This window comes from Stutzerimonas sp. NM35 (assembly GCF_054604355.1).
In genome coordinates, this window is record NZ_CM137728.1 from 635,699 (window position 1) to 650,206 (window position 14,508).

13 protein-coding genes and 5 pseudogenes are annotated in these 14,508 nt (G+C 59.1%); 5 read left to right on the forward strand and 13 right to left on the reverse strand.

Features of this window, described 5'->3' with window-relative positions:
- Window positions 1-3 precede the first annotated feature (3 nt).
- From ACYCFC_RS03055 to ACYCFC_RS03095, 9 genes and pseudogenes are all read right to left on the reverse strand, one after another.
- Entirely contained in the window at window positions 4-366 is a 363-nt protein-coding gene (locus ACYCFC_RS03055; protein WP_376779346.1) for a TIGR03745 family integrating conjugative element membrane protein, read from the reverse strand.
- 12 nt (window positions 367-378) lie between these two features.
- On the reverse strand, window positions 379-612 hold the full coding sequence (locus tag ACYCFC_RS03060; protein ID WP_237263105.1) for a TIGR03758 family integrating conjugative element protein: 234 nt from the start codon (window positions 610-612) through the stop codon (window positions 379-381).
- Window positions 609-980, reverse strand: a complete 372-nt coding sequence (locus ACYCFC_RS03065) for an integrative conjugative element protein, RAQPRD family (RefSeq protein ID WP_256074306.1) — start codon at window positions 978-980, stop codon at window positions 609-611. The genes ACYCFC_RS03060 and ACYCFC_RS03065 overlap by 4 nt, the downstream gene beginning before the upstream one ends.
- Before the next feature lie 131 nt (window positions 981-1,111).
- Window positions 1,112-1,213: pseudogene (locus ACYCFC_RS03070) on the reverse strand (DUF4400 domain-containing protein); the annotation flags it as partial.
- A 4-nt stretch (window positions 1,214-1,217) separates the two neighbouring features.
- Window positions 1,218-1,526 (reverse strand): annotated as a pseudogene (locus ACYCFC_RS03075) (TIGR03759 family integrating conjugative element protein); the annotation flags it as partial.
- A 9-nt stretch (window positions 1,527-1,535) separates the two neighbouring features.
- Window positions 1,536-2,189, reverse strand: a complete 654-nt coding sequence (locus tag ACYCFC_RS03080) for a hypothetical protein (protein ID WP_003291014.1) — start codon at window positions 2,187-2,189, stop codon at window positions 1,536-1,538.
- Window positions 2,186-2,707 (reverse strand): PFGI-1 class ICE element type IV pilus protein PilL2, encoded by a 522-nt coding sequence (gene pilL2, locus ACYCFC_RS03085; RefSeq protein WP_003291012.1) that lies wholly within the window; start codon window positions 2,705-2,707, stop codon window positions 2,186-2,188. The genes ACYCFC_RS03080 and pilL2 overlap by 4 nt, the downstream gene beginning before the upstream one ends.
- Window positions 2,708-3,135: 428 nt before the next feature.
- A complete protein-coding gene (locus tag ACYCFC_RS03090; protein WP_003291010.1) occupies window positions 3,136-3,597 on the reverse strand; it encodes a methyltransferase family protein in 462 nt (153 codons plus the stop codon).
- A gap of 49 nt (window positions 3,598-3,646) precedes the next feature.
- Window positions 3,647-4,060 (reverse strand): annotated as a pseudogene (locus ACYCFC_RS03095) (DsbA family protein); the annotation flags it as partial.
- Window positions 4,061-4,091: 31 nt separating this feature from the next.
- Here ACYCFC_RS03095 and ACYCFC_RS03100 point away from each other — a divergent pair.
- The 4 genes and pseudogenes from ACYCFC_RS03100 to ACYCFC_RS03115 all read left to right on the forward strand — a co-directional run bounded on the left by ACYCFC_RS03100 (window position 4,092) and on the right by ACYCFC_RS03115 (window position 6,565).
- Window positions 4,092-4,876 (forward strand): annotated as a pseudogene (locus ACYCFC_RS03100) (IS5 family transposase).
- Window positions 4,877-4,987: 111 nt separating this feature from the next.
- Window positions 4,988-5,422, forward strand: a complete 435-nt coding sequence (locus tag ACYCFC_RS03105; RefSeq protein ID WP_180983606.1) for a disulfide bond formation protein B — start codon at window positions 4,988-4,990, stop codon at window positions 5,420-5,422.
- Window positions 5,419-6,099, forward strand: coding sequence for a DsbA family protein (locus tag ACYCFC_RS03110; protein ID WP_003291201.1), 681 nt, complete (start codon window positions 5,419-5,421; stop codon window positions 6,097-6,099). Before ACYCFC_RS03105 ends, ACYCFC_RS03110 begins: the two co-directional genes overlap by 4 nt.
- A gap of 4 nt (window positions 6,100-6,103) precedes the next feature.
- Window positions 6,104-6,565, forward strand: a pseudogene (locus ACYCFC_RS03115) (methyltransferase family protein).
- A gap of 215 nt (window positions 6,566-6,780) precedes the next feature.
- On the opposite strand, the gene ACYCFC_RS03120 reads toward ACYCFC_RS03115, so the two are convergent.
- Entirely contained in the window at window positions 6,781-7,701 is a 921-nt protein-coding gene (locus tag ACYCFC_RS03120; protein ID WP_102857155.1) for a cation diffusion facilitator family transporter, read from the reverse strand.
- Window positions 7,702-8,101: 400 nt separating this feature from the next.
- Here ACYCFC_RS03120 and ACYCFC_RS03125 point away from each other — a divergent pair, with 400 nt between their 5' ends.
- On the forward strand, window positions 8,102-8,332 hold the full coding sequence (locus ACYCFC_RS03125; protein WP_080573167.1) for a hypothetical protein: 231 nt from the start codon (window positions 8,102-8,104) through the stop codon (window positions 8,330-8,332).
- 227 nt (window positions 8,333-8,559) lie between these two features.
- Here the strand turns inward: ACYCFC_RS03125 and ACYCFC_RS03130 are convergent, their stop codons facing one another.
- The 3 genes from ACYCFC_RS03130 to ACYCFC_RS03140 are packed head-to-tail and all read right to left on the reverse strand — an operon-like array spanning window position 8,560 to window position 14,328.
- Window positions 8,560-11,724 carry a CusA/CzcA family heavy metal efflux RND transporter gene (locus ACYCFC_RS03130; RefSeq protein ID WP_003291207.1) on the reverse strand — a complete coding sequence of 1,055 codons (3,165 nt, stop codon included), beginning with the start codon at window positions 11,722-11,724 and terminating at the stop codon, window positions 8,560-8,562.
- Window positions 11,725-11,743: 19 nt separating this feature from the next.
- Window positions 11,744-13,051, reverse strand: coding sequence for an efflux RND transporter periplasmic adaptor subunit (locus ACYCFC_RS03135; RefSeq protein WP_003291209.1), 1,308 nt, complete (start codon window positions 13,049-13,051; stop codon window positions 11,744-11,746).
- A 41-nt stretch (window positions 13,052-13,092) separates the two neighbouring features.
- Window positions 13,093-14,328 (reverse strand): TolC family protein, encoded by a 1,236-nt coding sequence (locus ACYCFC_RS03140; protein ID WP_003291211.1) that lies wholly within the window; start codon window positions 14,326-14,328, stop codon window positions 13,093-13,095.
- Between the last annotated feature and the right edge of the window lie 180 nt (window positions 14,329-14,508).

The window sequence follows — 14,508 nt, forward strand, 5'->3', positions numbered from 1 at the left end:
GGTTCAGAGAACGCCGATGGCTTCGGTCAGCAGCCAGATGCCAACCACGAGCAGGACCGCACCGACCGCCACGGTCAGGCCAAACTGGCCCCAGGTTGAGCGGCCAATGTGGATTTCCGCATAACGGGTGTAGGCGTGGTAGCAGACGCCGACGAACATCGAGGCGACCACGAGCAGTGCGATGAGCATCACGATGTCGTAGCCGTAATTTTGCAGCGTTTCCATGATGCCGCCGCCCGTGCCGCGCGAAGGGTTTTCCAGAGTGGGCAGCTCGGCGTGGGCGAGAGGTGTCAGCATGCTGAACATCGGCAATGCAGCCAGGCTAGCGAAGTGGAGGGGTCGGGAAATGCGGGTGAACGGCTTCATCATGGCTACCTCTTACGAGAGCAGAAAAAAGGTCAAGACCAGGTACAGCACGGCAAAGCGCACCACGACGACCAGGAACTGACGTTGGGAAAGTTGTTCTTCTGCCCAGCCGACGTAGGCGCTGCGCATCGCCCAAGTGCCCCAAACGAGCAGGACGGCAAATACCGCACCGAGCAGCACGGTCGCCATGTCGGAAGGAGGGATGCCGCTGTTGGCCTGGAACGCGGCGGTCTGCGCGGCGTTCATGGCGCGACCTGCGGTTCGAGGGCGGCGACAGGCTGGCGGTAGTCGCCAAACAGCAGGGCGGAGTCGCGCGGTTGCGCACGCGTTGGGGTGAGGTAGTCGTGGATGCCGGCGCGCACGCGCTCAAGGTCAGCGGTGAGACGGGCGTAGTCGAAGTGGTAGCGGGTGCGTTCGTCCTGTTGCTGCGCGGCTTGTTGTGCGACGAGCCGTTCGATGCTGTCGAGCTGGCGCAGCGCGGCGGCGAGCCTGGCGTGTTCGGGCGTGGCATCGTCCGCGCTGGCGTGGCCGGAAACGCATAGGCCGAGCAGCAGCGCCAGGGTCAGACCGGGCGCGTGATGCCTGTCGGCTGGTGGGGGAAGTCGCTTCGACATTGGCCAATCCGCAATTTGCGAGAAGTGGCTAAATGCTCTCGGTATGCCTGAGGAGCTGCCTTAAACAATGGGAACCTGGGTGTGCCCCTATTACAGGCGGACTCAAGCGTCACTACCCACTGGCTAGCGAATCACAAGTATTTCTTGAAGCTGGCTGCGGTGATGTTCACCGCCAGGCCGAGCAGCGCCGCGCTCGGCAGCAGCACCAGCAACGGATGTACGCTGACGGGTAGGGTGGGCTTCTGCTTCGACCTGCAACTCTGCATAGCGTCGCCGTTCTTGGTCGGAGCGCGCCTCAATGCCTAGCGCGGTAAGTGGGTCGAGGTTGGGAGAATAGATACCCAGCGGCCCTCGCATCAGCGTCCGGTAGCGCGCCCATTCCTCGGCGCTCAGCCCCCAACCTCGCGTGTGCTGCTCGTCGGCGCGCTCGGTGGTCATCAGTCGCTCGCGCGTGGGCAGGTTGTTGGCGGTGAGGGTTTCCGCTCCTTGGACAAGGCTGCTGATCAGCAGGGCGATCAGTACGGGGACGATATGGTGCAGCTTCATCTGCTTGTCCTACTGCGCGGGAATGGGCAGGCGACGAGTGTCGTCGCCGTGTCGGAACACGGCAGCGCTCCGTTCGATGGTTTCGAGGTGCCAACCGGCTTCCGTCTCGCCGGGGCGCAGCAGGTGAACCTGCGAGAGCGTGCCCGAGGTGGCTGACATAATCGAAAGGAACCGCTCGCCGGCACGTAGCTCGACACCGATCACCCGGAATGGCGGCTCGATGGACTTTGGTTTAGCGGGGACGGAAGCTCGCGGGCGGGGCACCGGCGGTGGTGCTGGGCGAGGTTCGTTGAGCTGTATTTCCAACTGCTCAATGCGGGCCACCAGCGGCAGTAGACTCTCCGCGGTCGGGCGGCTGCCGAGGGCCTGCTCGATGACGTTCAGTCGCCGCTCCAAGGCCTGATGCTCGACGTCGTAGCGCGCCTGGGGCAGTGCGTCAGGTTGCTGTTGGGCTTGTTCGACCTGCTGGACTAGGTCGGCCAAGCGCTTTTCCAGCACGGCGACCTGCAGGCCGGTGGCGCTGGTTTCGACCTGTGTCGCCAGACCCGACAGCGCGACGTGATCGATCACGACGGCGGCGCTGATGAGCAACAGCCAAGTGATGATGGCGGTGCGCATCAGCGTGCCGTGCCGGTGTTGCTCGCTACCTAGCATCGTCGTCATGGCTGTGACTCCCTAGCGGCACCGGGAGCGGTATCCGCAGTGGCGGGTGGGGCTTCGGCTGGCGTATGGGGAGGCTGGGTGAAGCAGACGCGGCGTGCAGTGTGATCGACGTGCAGCGTCCGCGCTGTCCCGGCTAGGGTCAGCAGGGCATCGCGCAGTTGCAGCGGGCCAAGGTGGTAGTGGGCCGCCGGCAGCGGGAGTCTGCCCAGCGCATCAGTTTCACTTCCGCTGCAGAGCTGGTAGCCGGAGCGTTGCAATACATGGCGCAGTGCGTCAGCGACGTTGGCGTTGAGAGTGTCGGGAATGGACACGTCGACGATCTGCAACAGCAGATCCTGCTGAGCGGCCGTCGGGATTAGCTCGACAAGGGTGTAGCGGCCGTAGCGGACAACCGGGATGTTCTCCGGTGCCGGAGCCGCCACCTCATCGGGCGGGGGAGAGAGCGGTGGAGGCGTTGCGCAGCCGGTCGCCAGAGCGGCCAGCAGCAGGCAACTGTGATAGGGAAGGGCGGTGTGCATGGCTCGGCTCTCGGCAAGGTCGAGGCGAGACCATCGGCGTTCTGTGGAACCGGATCAGCAAACAAAGGGAACTGCTGTGTTGCCGGTTTTATGAGCTCCTGTGCTGAGCCAATCTCAGGAGTGGTCAAAAAATCGTCAGGTGAATAAGACGCCCTCGGTTGTGTGCATTCAGGAGTTATCGAAAGGGTTATCCACAGGTTTTGTGGATAAAACAAAGGCTGGCGCCTCTGATGCCTGCCTCGACCACAGAGGTTCGATACAGCTTGGATCATCAAACAGGCAGACGAGCTAGGACGGTACTACCTGGGGCATCAATTGGCAGAAATCGGCGAAAGCGGGCATTCAACCTCTAGGTCGTTGCCACAAATTATTGCTTTGGAAGACCGCTGGCTTCCAGATGGCCGTTCTAACACGGTGGACTAGCCAACTTAGAGCCAGCGACGCACCTGCGCCTGATAGACCTGGAATTCGCTGCCGAACAGGGTTGTCAGGGCGCGCTCCTCAGGGTTGATCTGGAAGCGATTCATATACAGGACGAACCCCAGCACCCCGAGCAATGCTAACGGTGAGGCCAGGTAGCAGGCCCAGGCCAGCAATAACAGAGCAAAGCCGACGTACATCGGGTTGCGTGAGTACCGATAGATACCCGAGCGCACCAGCGCTGATGCAGTTTCAGGTTTAAGCGGATTGACGGTGGTCTGCGCCTGCCGAAACGACAGCACTCCGGCCACACTGAAGCAAACGCCAATGGCCGACACGAGCAGCGCCAACAGCACACGCACAGAGAGCGCCAGGTCGAGGCTCGGCACATATCGGGCGACCAGCCACATCAGCAGCCCGAACAGAGCAGTCACAATCGGCGGAGGTATCTTGTTTTCCAGTGCTCGCATAAAAACTCCCGATTAAAGCAGTCACGGCGTTTGCGCCAGTCTTGGTGTTTTAGCGCACTTTCTGCAATTCGCTTTGCACCAACTCCAACAGAGGCTCTGGGCCGAATTTAGTCAGAAGCTTTCCGTTGACGAAAAAGGTGGGCGTACCTTGAATGCCGACTTTCTTCACGTCCGCAGCATCTTTGGCCAGTATCTCGTCGATGGCCGGCGAGTTCATTGTGGCGCGGGCCTTCTCGACATCCAGACCCACTGCGGCGGCCGCTTCCCAGGCTTTCTGTGCTTGCGCGTCGTCATGCCACAGCGGCTGTGCTTCCAGCACGGCGGCCAGCACCGGCTCGTAAAGCCCCTGCATGCGCGCCGTCTCCAGTAAGCGCACGGCCTCTTCCGAGCCCCGGTGGAACAGCACATAGCGCACGACCAGGCGTACGTCCTGCGGGTACTGCGCCATGATTTGCTTCACGTAGAATCGGCGCCATGACAGGCTGCAGGCCCGCATGGCAAAGCGCTACGAACTCCCGGATGCCGCCTGGGAGCTGATCGCAGATCTGGTTTCCCCCAAACAGAAGATGGGGCGGCCTCGCAGTGACGACCGGCTGATGGCGCGACTTGCCAGAGCGGCTCGGCCCATGGTCGACGGTATATCAGCGCTTTCGTGACAGGAGTGACGACGGCACGTTCGACCGGGTGCTTGAACGCTTGCACATTCGCCTGAGTCAAGAAGGCCTGATCTACCTATACCTGGATGATTGACTCAACAGCAGTGCGAGCAACCCGAGCTTCTTCTGGCGCCGGGAAAAAGGGGGGCCAGAAGAACCGGTAGACCATACATTGGGGCGTAGCCGAGGCGGCCTGACCACCAAGATCCACATGCTCTGCGATGCCAACGGTGTGCCTCTGCGCTTTTTGCTGTCGCCGTGTCAAGCCAGCGACATCTCACATGCTCAGGCACTACTCCTGGATCAGGTCCGGATTCCCGGCAAGCAAGGCCGGCCTCGAAAGCGCTGTCGCTGATTGCTGGCGGACAAGGGCTACGATGCTGAACACCTGCGCCACTACTGTGACCGTTACGGATGCAACCTGTGATTCCGCTGCGGAGCATGAAGCACAAGACCAAGCCGGGCTTACCCCGGCTGTTTGATCGCCCGACATACCGGCAACGTAACATCATCGAGCGGATGTTCAGCTGGCTGAAGGAAAGCCGCAGGATCGGGACTCGCTATGACAAGCTGGCAGTTTTGCCGCCATGGTCACGTTGGCTCGCACGCTGCGATGCCTATGACAGTACTTTTCGTACAGAACCAAGCCTTGCCGATAAAAGGAAGTATGATGTTCCGAATCAACTGGATGGCCGTTCTACCGCAAGTGCTTACATCCCCACGAGTTAACCGAAATGAATCCTCAACCTCCAAGCATGACCTGGAATCTGCTGCTGCTAACCTGGCTGGTCGCACTGGTATCGACGCTGTCCGCGCTGTTCATTGGTGAGGTGATGGGCCAGGCACCCTGCGTGTTGTGCTGGTTCCAGCGTGCCTTCATGTTTCCGCTGGCGGTGATCCTGGCCATAGCCTGCTACCGCTCGGATTTTACAGTCTGGCGTTATGCCCTACCGCTGACCGTTATCGGTGCGGCGCTGGCATTTGTTCACACGCTGCTCTATGCAGGGCTGATTCCGCAGCCGATCCAGCCCTGCACGGCCACTGGTCCATCCTGCTCAGGCGCCGGAATGACCCTCTTCGGCGTGGTGCCCCTGCCGGCACTCGCCTTGTTCAGCTTTATCCTGATCGCCATCCTGCTCATTCTCATCCGTCGGAGAACAACTCCATGAATCGCCGTTCCGTGGTCCTGATCGTCAGTGTCGTGATCCTGGCCGTCTTTGCTGCCGCTGCATTCTTCTATTCCCCCTCCCAGTCGCCTCAACAGGCCCAGGCTCCCGGTTCGACCGCCCAAGAGGCCGCGACACAAACCAAACAAGGCGGCGGCCAGTTGGTTCGCTTCCACTCACCGGTGTTCGGCCCGGCGCAGGCTCCAGTAACCATCGTCGAATTCTTTGATCCTTCCTGCGAGGCATGTCGCGCCTTTCACCCCTATGTGAAGCAGATCCTCGCCGAGAACCCGGAAGACGTGCGTTTGGTGCTGCGCTATGTACTGTTCCATCAAGGCTCCGAAGAGGTGGCGCGAATGCTGGAGGCGGCGCGTAAGCAAAATCTCCATGAACAAGTGTTGGAGGCTGTGCTGGAGGCCCAACCCGGTTGGCACGATGATCCCAAGGTAACGCAGGCATGGGCTGCCGCAGAGCGCGTCGGTTTGAACTTGGAGCAGGCCCGCCAGGAGATGCATACGCCTGGCGTCAACGCCGTGCTGGAAACGGACATGCAGGACGTTAAGGCCGTTGGGGTTCGTGGCACGCCGACCTTTTTTGTCAATGGTCGTGCGCTCAGCGAGTTTGGCCCGGAGCCGCTGCGCCAGTTGGTGAACAGCGAAGTGGCCAAGGCACGGGAATAACACTATGAGCGCGCTGGAAAACCGCGTGCCACCGCTGCTCGTGGCGGGCCTGATGGCTGTGCTGATGGGTTTGTCGGGAACCAAATTGCCGGGCTTCGAACTGGCATGGACCGCGCGCCTGACCTTCGCTTTGCCGGTACTGCTCCTGGGGCTCGGCGTGTGCCTCGCCGGCGTACTGTCGTTTCGCCGCGCTCGCACTACGGTCAATCCACTAATGCCGCAGCAGGCTTCGGCATTAGTGGAGGCTGGCATCTAGCAATACAGCCGCAATCCCATGTACTTAGGCTTCGCCATTATCCTTGCGGCTTGGGCGCTGGCCTTGGCCTCGCCTCTGACCCTGCTGGGCGTGGTTGCTTTCGTGCTGTACATGAACCGTTTCCAAGTAGCACCCGAAGAGTGGGCGCTGGAAGCACTGTTCGGCGAATCATTCGTCCGCTACCGCGCACAAGTCCGCCGCTGGCTCTGAGCCTCGGCGGCGTTAGCGTCTGCCGGGGCTTACTCGTCACATCAGCATGCCGAAGATGCCCACGACCTAGCCTGATCTCCTTGTGAAGAACTGCTTTGGCCACATGCCGCTAGCATGTCTCTGGTCGATGACATAGCGGCAACGAGTGATGTCACAAGTTCACTCCGTTGATATCGAGCTAACTGTCTAGCAACAGCGTTGAGCGCAAAGCAGGCTTATGCTTCGCTGCGATGACTGTCGGCCTGCCTGGTGTCGATACAAACACTGCCGTCTAGCTCCATTTCAAGTGTCGAGTGGCTGACTTTGAATTGCTCATGAAGTACTCGTTTTAAATCAGTCTTTACTCGTTCAATATCGGGCAGGCTAGCCTTCTTGATGACAACATGTGCTTCCAGTGCGATTGTATGCTCAGCGATTTCCCATACGTGTACGTGGTGAACACTCACAACGTCGTTTACATGTTCCATGATATTGATTATGTCGGCGATGGAAACTCCTTCTGGCGCGCCCTCCATCAACAAGTGAATGGTTTTAGGTAGCATGCTAAAGCCTTGCCAGAGCACGTAACCAGCAATCATCAGTGTCAGTACAGTATCCGTCCAGTACCAGCCATATAGAAGTATCAATGTCCCGGCGATAATCACGCCGACGGACGCCAGTGCATCCGACACATTGTGCAAGAATGCCGCCTTTATGTTCATGCTGTCCTTAGACATCGTGTATGTGAGCAAGGCAGTGACGATATCTACAATCAAGGCTACTCCCGCGACCACGACCACCGTCCAACCTTCAATGGGCTGCGGGGAAAACAACCGGCCTACAGCCTCATAGATAAGATAGAGGCCGACGATAATCAGCGTGACCAAGTTGATCAAAGCCGCTATGGTTTCACTGCGCCGGTAGCCAAAGGTTTTAAAAGCATCTGGCGGCCTGCGACCGATCTTACGTGCGATCAGCGCAATAACCAGTGATGCGGCATCGCTCAAATTATGTAGCGCGTCAGCTATGAGCGATAAGCTACCAGAAAGTATTCCGCCGACTATTTGCCCCAGTGTTAATGCTGTATTAACGCCAATAGCAACCATTAGACGCTTATCGCCTATGGCTTCGGTGTTATGGTTATGTTCGTGGACCATTGGTTTATAACCGCCTATTAAAAAACCACCATTAGACTAAGGCCAAGAAGCCAAACAGCCGCCCATAACGGCAAATAGACAATAATAGCCATTTATATCGTCTTGCACGGAAACAGCTTCCAAACCATTGACAGAAATCTGACCACCACCGCCCGCGTTCGTGCGTCATTGCCTACAATATGCCGATAACTGGCCGACCCTTGTCATGGTCTGAACATGACAGACCTGTAATCTTTCGATAATTTTCCGGGGGCTCAAGCTGCACTGCGAAATATTACATTTCAATAATGTAATGCTTGGCTCACACTGCCGTTATCTTCGGTCGCGCAAAATTCATTCGCACCTGTAGAGCTCACCGGGAAAGCTCAATAAGCCACTTGAATTTCGCGAGGACTGCATTATGAACCTGTTGAAAGCTATTGTTGTTGGATCGGTCATCTTCGGCTCCGCATTGTCTTATGCAGGAGATGGCTATGACCGTTCAATGAAATTTAATGAAAAATTCCGTGCAGATCAAAAACGAATTCACGGATCCGAGTCAGCTGGAAAAAAATTAGACGTCCTAGAAGCTAAGAATACGCGACCAGATCAGAGCAATATGCTAATCAAGAAAGAAACCAAAACTGACTAACCGCTTCATCCCGAACAATCTCCGCCTCCGATAGCTTCCGAGTCCCGTTGGTAAAGCTGTATTAAGCGCCTTTCGAGGCGCTTTTTTTTCTTCCAATAACGTGCCCGTCATCGTTACCAGCGCATTGGGGGCCCACAAATCGCTCAGTGAACCCTTTAAAGCTTCGATTTTGATGTTCATAAAAAAGGCCAGGCATCGAGCCTGGCCTTTTTGTGCGAAAACCAATATCAGGTCGCGTCCTCATTCTCTTCGTTGCGTCTCCTGCGGCCCTGCAGGACCGTGTAATAGAGCGCTGGCAATACCAGCAGCGTCAGTGCCGTCGAGGAGAGGATGCCGCCAATGACTACGGTTGCCAGGGGCCGCTGGACTTCCGCACCGGTCCCGGTGGCCAACGCCATTGGGACGAAGCCGAGCGACGCCACCAGCGCTGTCATCAGGACTGGGCGCAATCGCACCAGTGCGCCCTCACGCACAGCCTCGGATAAAGGCCGGCCTTCCTCTAGCAATCCTTTAATGAAAGCAATCATCACCAGTCCGTTGAGTACTGCCACACCCGACAACGCGATGAACCCGACGCCAGCGGAAATTGAGAGGGGAATGTCCCGGAGCCAGAGTGCAAGAATTCCCCCAGTAAGCGCGAACGGAATGCCAGTGAAGACGACCAGCCCATCGCGCAGTGTGTTGAACATCATGAACAGCAGCACGAAGACCAGCAGTAAGGCGACTGGGACGACCAGCTGCAGGCGCTTGGCGGCAGCCTGCAGCTGCTCGAACTGCCCACCCCACGTCGTCCAGTAACCGGGCGGTACCGGGTTTCGTTCAGCGATTGCTGCAGACGCATCTTGGACGAAACTGCCAATGTCACGCCCTCGAACGTTGGCGCTTACCACCACCAGACGCTTGCCATCCTCACGGCTGATCTGATTCGGGCCCAGCACGAATTCCAGCGTGGCAACCTCAGCCAGCGGGATAAAGTCGATTCGGTCGTTGGCAGCACCCGCTACCGCTGGCACCGGAATCGGCAGGCGAGCCAGCACATCCGGATCGGCACGCAGCGTATCGGAAAGACGAACAACGATGTCGAAACGACGGTCACCCTCAAAAAAGGTTCCGGCTTCCCGTCCGCCAATCGCGGCGGCGACGGTATCCTGCACATCGCCGATGTTGAGCCCGAAGCGTGCCGCCTTGTCACGATCCACATTGACGCTCAGCAATGGGAGGCCCGTCGTCTGCTCCACTTTAACTTCGGAAGCGCCTGGTACGTCTTGCAATATCGCCGCGATGTCATCAGCTGTTTTGTTGAGAACATCCATATCGTCCCCGAACACCTTAACGGCCACATCGCTGCGAACTCCGGAAATTAGCTCGTTAAAGCGTAACTGGATCGGCTGAGACATCTCATAGTTGCTGCCCGGCACAGATGCGGCCGCCTTTTGGATGTCCTCAATGAGCTGCTCGCGGGATTTGTCCGGATCTGGCCATTCTTCCTTGGGCTTGAGCATCACATAGCTGTCCGAAATATTCGGCGGCATCGGGTCAGCCGCGATCTCGGCGGTGCCGGTTCGGGCAAATGTACGCTTGACCTCCGGGACCTGCTTGGCAATTGCCTTTTCCAGCCGCTGCTGCATATCCACGGATTGGGAGAGGCTGGTCCCTGGAACGCGCAGAGCTTGAAGCGCAAAATCACCCTCGCTAAGGCTCGGAATGAACTCGCTACCCATTCGCATCACCAGCAGGGCAGACAGCAGCACGCTAGCGACGGCGCCACTGAATACCAATGTGCGGTGACGCATGACCCAGTCGAGCACGGGCGCATAGCCATTGCGCGCTGCGCGCATCAGGCGGTTGTCCTTCTCTTGCACCTTACCAGTGACAAAAAGCGCAACAGCAGCGGGCACGAAGGTGACCGATAGAATCATGGCACCCAACAGTGCGATTACCACGGTGAATGCCATGGGGTGGAACATCTTCCCCTCGACACCGGTGAGCGCAAAGATGGGCAGGTAGACCACCATGATGATCAGCTGGCCGTAGATGAGCGGACGCCGTGCCTCCTTGGCCGCCGCGAATACTTCGTGGAAACGCTCGCTACGGGTCAGAATCCTGCCATGTTTTTCCTGGGCGTGGGCAAGCCGGCGGATGGCGTTTTCGACGATGACCACCGCACCGTCGACGATGATGCCGAAGTCGAGAGCCCCTAGGCTCATGAGGTTGGCACTGACTTTGTTGGTGGCCATGCCGGTGAAGGTGAACAGCATGGACAACGGGATGACCATTGCTGTGATCAGGGCTGCACGCAGGTTGCCGAGGAAGAGAAACAGCACGGCGATAACCAGGATCGCGCCTTCGATCAGGTTCTTGCGAACCGTGGCGATGGCCTTGTCCACGAGGTCGGTCCGGTCATAGACCGTTATCGCGCTTACGCCTTTTGGCAGGTTCTGGTTGATACTCTCCAAGCGCTGCGCGACGGCCTGCGACACGCTACGGCTATTTTCTCCTACCAGCATGAAGGCGGTCCCAAGGACCACCTCGCGTCCATTGTCGGTGGCCGCCCCTGAACGCAGCTCACGGCCGATCCCCACTTCGGCAATATCGCGAACCCGCACGGGCGCGCCGCCTGCGTTGCTCAGGACGATATTGCCAATGTCCGCGGGGGAGTCGAGCTGGCCAGGTGTGCGGATCGACAACTGTTCGCCGTTACGCTCAATGAAGCCGGCGCCGACGTTGGCATTGTTGCGCTCAAGCGCAACGACGAGCTGTTCCAGAGTGATTCGGTAAGCGGCCATGAGCTTCGGGTCGGGCGCGACCTGATACTCTTTGGCGAAGCCACCGATTGTGTTGATCTCGGCAACCCCTCGAACGTTTCGCAGCTGCGGCTTGATGATCCAGTCCTGGATTTCGCGCAGGTCCGTCGGCGTGTAGGGCTGACCATCAGCACGGCGCGCCTCGGGCTCTGCCTCGACCGTCCAGAGGAAAATTTCCCCCAGGCCCGTGGAGATGGGACCGAGGGTGACCTCCACGCCCTGCGGAAGCTCATTACTCGCGGCCTGCAGCCGTTCACTCACAAGTTGCCGAGCGAAATAGAGATCGGTGCCATCGTCAAAGATCACGGTGATCTGAGCGAACCCGGAGCGCGACAATGAACGTGTCTGGCGCAGGTGGGGCAAGCCGGCCATCGCCGTCTCGATGGGGAAGGTAACGCGTTGCTCGGTTTCAAGCGGCGACGCGCCTGGGACTGCGACGTTAATTTGAACCTGTACATTGGTGATGTCGGGCACAGCGTCGATGGGCAAGTGCTGGTAGCTATAAACCCCGACGCCGGCCATGCCCAAGACCGCGAGCAGCACTAGCCAGCGCTGCTCGATGGCGAAGCGAAGAATACGTTCGAACATGAGTTAGGTATCCGGAGGATCAGTGAACGTGCTCGGCGGAGCCTTTGCCGAGTTCGGATTTCAGGATGAAGCTGCCAGCGGTCGCGATCTGTTGGCCGGCCTGCAATCCGTCACGAATTTCCACGCGATTTTCGTCGCGCTGGCCCAGCGAGACCGAGTGCGCCTGGAAGCCGTGCGGCGTGCGAACGAAAACCGTCGGCGCGTTTTCGACGGTCTGGACCGCCTCGACTGGAACCGTGACCGGAACACTACGTCCGTCGGCGCTAACTCGGACCGTCACGAAAAGACCGGGACGCCAAGCCCCATCGGGGTTGGCCAGGGTCACGCGGGCTGTTGCGGCACGCGTCTGCTCGCCCAGCAGGCTGCCCACATGGGCGACCTTACCCATTGTTCGCACCCCTAGCTCGCCGGCAACAACTTCGACTTCTCGGCCGACGGTTACGCGCATCAAATCACGGGCAGGTACGCTGAACGTAGCCCAAACCCGCGACAAATCAGTCAGCGTGAAGACGCTGGTCGTTTCATCTGCACGTTCGCCCAGCACAATATGCTTCTCGACGACGACTGCATCGAAAGGTGCACGGAGCTCGTAGCGATTGCCCACACCGGAGTCACTTCCGCCGCCCAGCGCCCGTGTTTTTTCCTGGGCATTACGCAAGTCGATTTCTGCTACGCGCAGGCTCTGCTGGGCCTGCAAATAGTCCTGTTCTGCAGAGATACGCTCCTGCCACAGAGTGCGCTCACGCTCGAACAAGATGCGAGCCAGTCGGAGGCGCTGCTCGGCGGCAGCCAGCTCACTACGCTGTTCGGACAGCTGCTGGCTGGCGATAACCGCCAGCAACTGGCCCTTCTTCACCTGGTCACCCAGGTTGACCGAAACAGATTCGACAACGCCTGCCACACGGGGCACGACATGCGCCGTGCGGTCTTCGTCGAAACGCAGCTCGCCCGGCAGGGAAACGGACGAGCCGATCTCGGCTGGTCCGACCTTGCTTAGCTGAATGCCTGCGGCACGTATTTGCTCCTCAGATAGCTCAATCTCACCTTCGGCGTGCTCTTCGTTGCCGTGCTTGTCCTCCTCACCGCCATGACCGCTTTCGTCACCATGGCCGTGGTCATCGCCTTCAGCGCCATGACCATCTTCGTCCCCATGGTCGTCCTTGGATTTCTCTTGACCGCTTTCTCCATCCTCATGCGCATGGCCATCCTCGGCGTGCTCAGCCTTGTTATCGCTGGCCTGTGCGTCAAGAACGAAGCCTTGTCTTACGCCAATGCCTGTCAGCAGTATCAAAGTGACCGCCAGAGCGATTCCCGTCTGTTTTTTCATGCAAGCTCCCCCACCGCCAATACGTAATGGCGGCGTTTCGGTCATTCGAAGGTAGTAGTAGGTCCGTACAGCCGCTCGATACGCGCCCAGGCGTCGACCACGGCTTGCAATGACTGCAGATAGCGCGTGCGTGCATCGATCAGCGCACGCTGTGCATCGAGCACGTCGAGGAACGCGAAGCGGCCCAGGCTGAAGCCACGTGTAGCCGCTTCCACGGTTCGCTGTCCTGCCGGCAGAATCCGGTTGCGTATCTCCTCGACGTCCCCAAGTGCGGTGCGCCAGTCGCGCAGGGCCTGTTGGATCTCCGCACGCACACGCAGCTCGGCCGCATTGCGAAGATCACGCGCCTGTTCCGCCCGCCGTGCGGCCGCCAGAACATTGCCTTGGTTACGATCAAACAAAGGCAGCGGAACAGAGAGGCCGACGAGGTTGATGCGTTCACGCTCGATTTCGTCGTACTGGCTACCGATACTGACGCTTATGTTCGGGTAGCGCTGGCTGCGTTCAAGCCCCAGCTCGGCTTCACTCAAGGCCACTTGGCGCAGAGCTCTACGCATATCGGCACTCTCACGCACGCGCGCCAGGAGTGCAGATTCGCTAGGCACCTCTGGCAGGTGTTCGAAACTGCCCATCAAATCGCCAAAATCCGGTGCGTCGGTCCCGAGCATGCGCGCTAACATCTGGCGAGCGTTGTCCCATTCTTGTCGTGCTCGCCGCAGGTCCAGTTGTACGGTCGCCAGCTGCATGTCGGCGCGCGTCGCCTCCACTGGCGAAACTTTTCCGGCATCGACCTGTGCGTCGGCGACCTTAGCAGCCCGTTCGGCCAATGACAGAGAGGCCTCGGCCAGTCGCATGCCTTCTTGCGCACGCAAGGCCGCGAAGAATGCCTGGATCACATCTGCACGCAACCCCTGACGCCGAACGTCGAGGTCGGCATCCACCATCGATCGATTTGCGTCCGCCACACCGATTCGAGCGCCGCGCTTGCCACCTAACTCGATTGGCTGTGTGATCGTGATTGAGCGAGTCTGGCGATCGGACTGAGTGTCTTCCACCTCGAATCCTAATTCCGGATTTGGAATGGCCGCAGCCTGGCGGCGGAGGCCGCTCGCGATACCGATCTCCGCCCGCGCGGCGGAGAATTCTGGGTTGCGTTCATACGCAAGGGACACGGCTCGCTCCAGTGTCAGGCCGTCTTGCGCGCCCACCTCAAGCGACATCAGTGCCAGCCCAAGCAGGCCGCTGGCAAGCAGATACAAGCGTTTCTTTTGGTACATACGCAACACTGCCGGGCAGTGCCCCCTTATTGTCGATCGCGTTTCTCCAGCCGCGCTAAACCGGCCAGATAGCTGATGGCTAAACGGCGGTGACTTTATATAAGGGCGGATATCGACCGGGTGACCGCAACATTACAAATTTGTAATCCACGAAATGCTTGCGGTTGCGCCGCTGCAGAT

Bases quoted from the DNA above. Each gene is read 5' to 3' on its own strand.
- ACYCFC_RS03055 (WP_376779346.1), bottom strand. From the start codon at position 366: ATGAAGCCGTTCACCCGCATTTCCCGACCCCTCCACTTCGCTAGCCTG.
- ACYCFC_RS03060 (WP_237263105.1), bottom strand. From the start codon at position 612: ATGAACGCCGCGCAGACCGCCGCGTTCCAGGCCAACAGCGGCATCCCT.
- ACYCFC_RS03065 (WP_256074306.1), bottom strand. From the start codon at position 980: ATGTCGAAGCGACTTCCCCCACCAGCCGACAGGCATCACGCGCCCGGT.
- ACYCFC_RS03080 (WP_003291014.1), bottom strand. From the start codon at position 2,189: ATGACGACGATGCTAGGTAGCGAGCAACACCGGCACGGCACGCTGATG.
- pilL2 (WP_003291012.1), bottom strand. From the start codon at position 2,707: ATGCACACCGCCCTTCCCTATCACAGTTGCCTGCTGCTGGCCGCTCTG.
- ACYCFC_RS03090 (WP_003291010.1), bottom strand. From the start codon at position 3,597: ATGCGAGCACTGGAAAACAAGATACCTCCGCCGATTGTGACTGCTCTG.
- ACYCFC_RS03105 (WP_180983606.1), top strand. From the start codon at position 4,988: ATGAATCCTCAACCTCCAAGCATGACCTGGAATCTGCTGCTGCTAACC.
- ACYCFC_RS03110 (WP_003291201.1), top strand. From the start codon at position 5,419: ATGAATCGCCGTTCCGTGGTCCTGATCGTCAGTGTCGTGATCCTGGCC.
- ACYCFC_RS03120 (WP_102857155.1), bottom strand. From the start codon at position 7,701: ATGGTCCACGAACATAACCATAACACCGAAGCCATAGGCGATAAGCGT.
- ACYCFC_RS03125 (WP_080573167.1), top strand. From the start codon at position 8,102: ATGAACCTGTTGAAAGCTATTGTTGTTGGATCGGTCATCTTCGGCTCC.
- ACYCFC_RS03130 (WP_003291207.1), bottom strand. From the start codon at position 11,724: ATGTTCGAACGTATTCTTCGCTTCGCCATCGAGCAGCGCTGGCTAGTG.
- ACYCFC_RS03135 (WP_003291209.1), bottom strand. From the start codon at position 13,051: ATGAAAAAACAGACGGGAATCGCTCTGGCGGTCACTTTGATACTGCTG.
- ACYCFC_RS03140 (WP_003291211.1), bottom strand. From the start codon at position 14,328: ATGTACCAAAAGAAACGCTTGTATCTGCTTGCCAGCGGCCTGCTTGGG.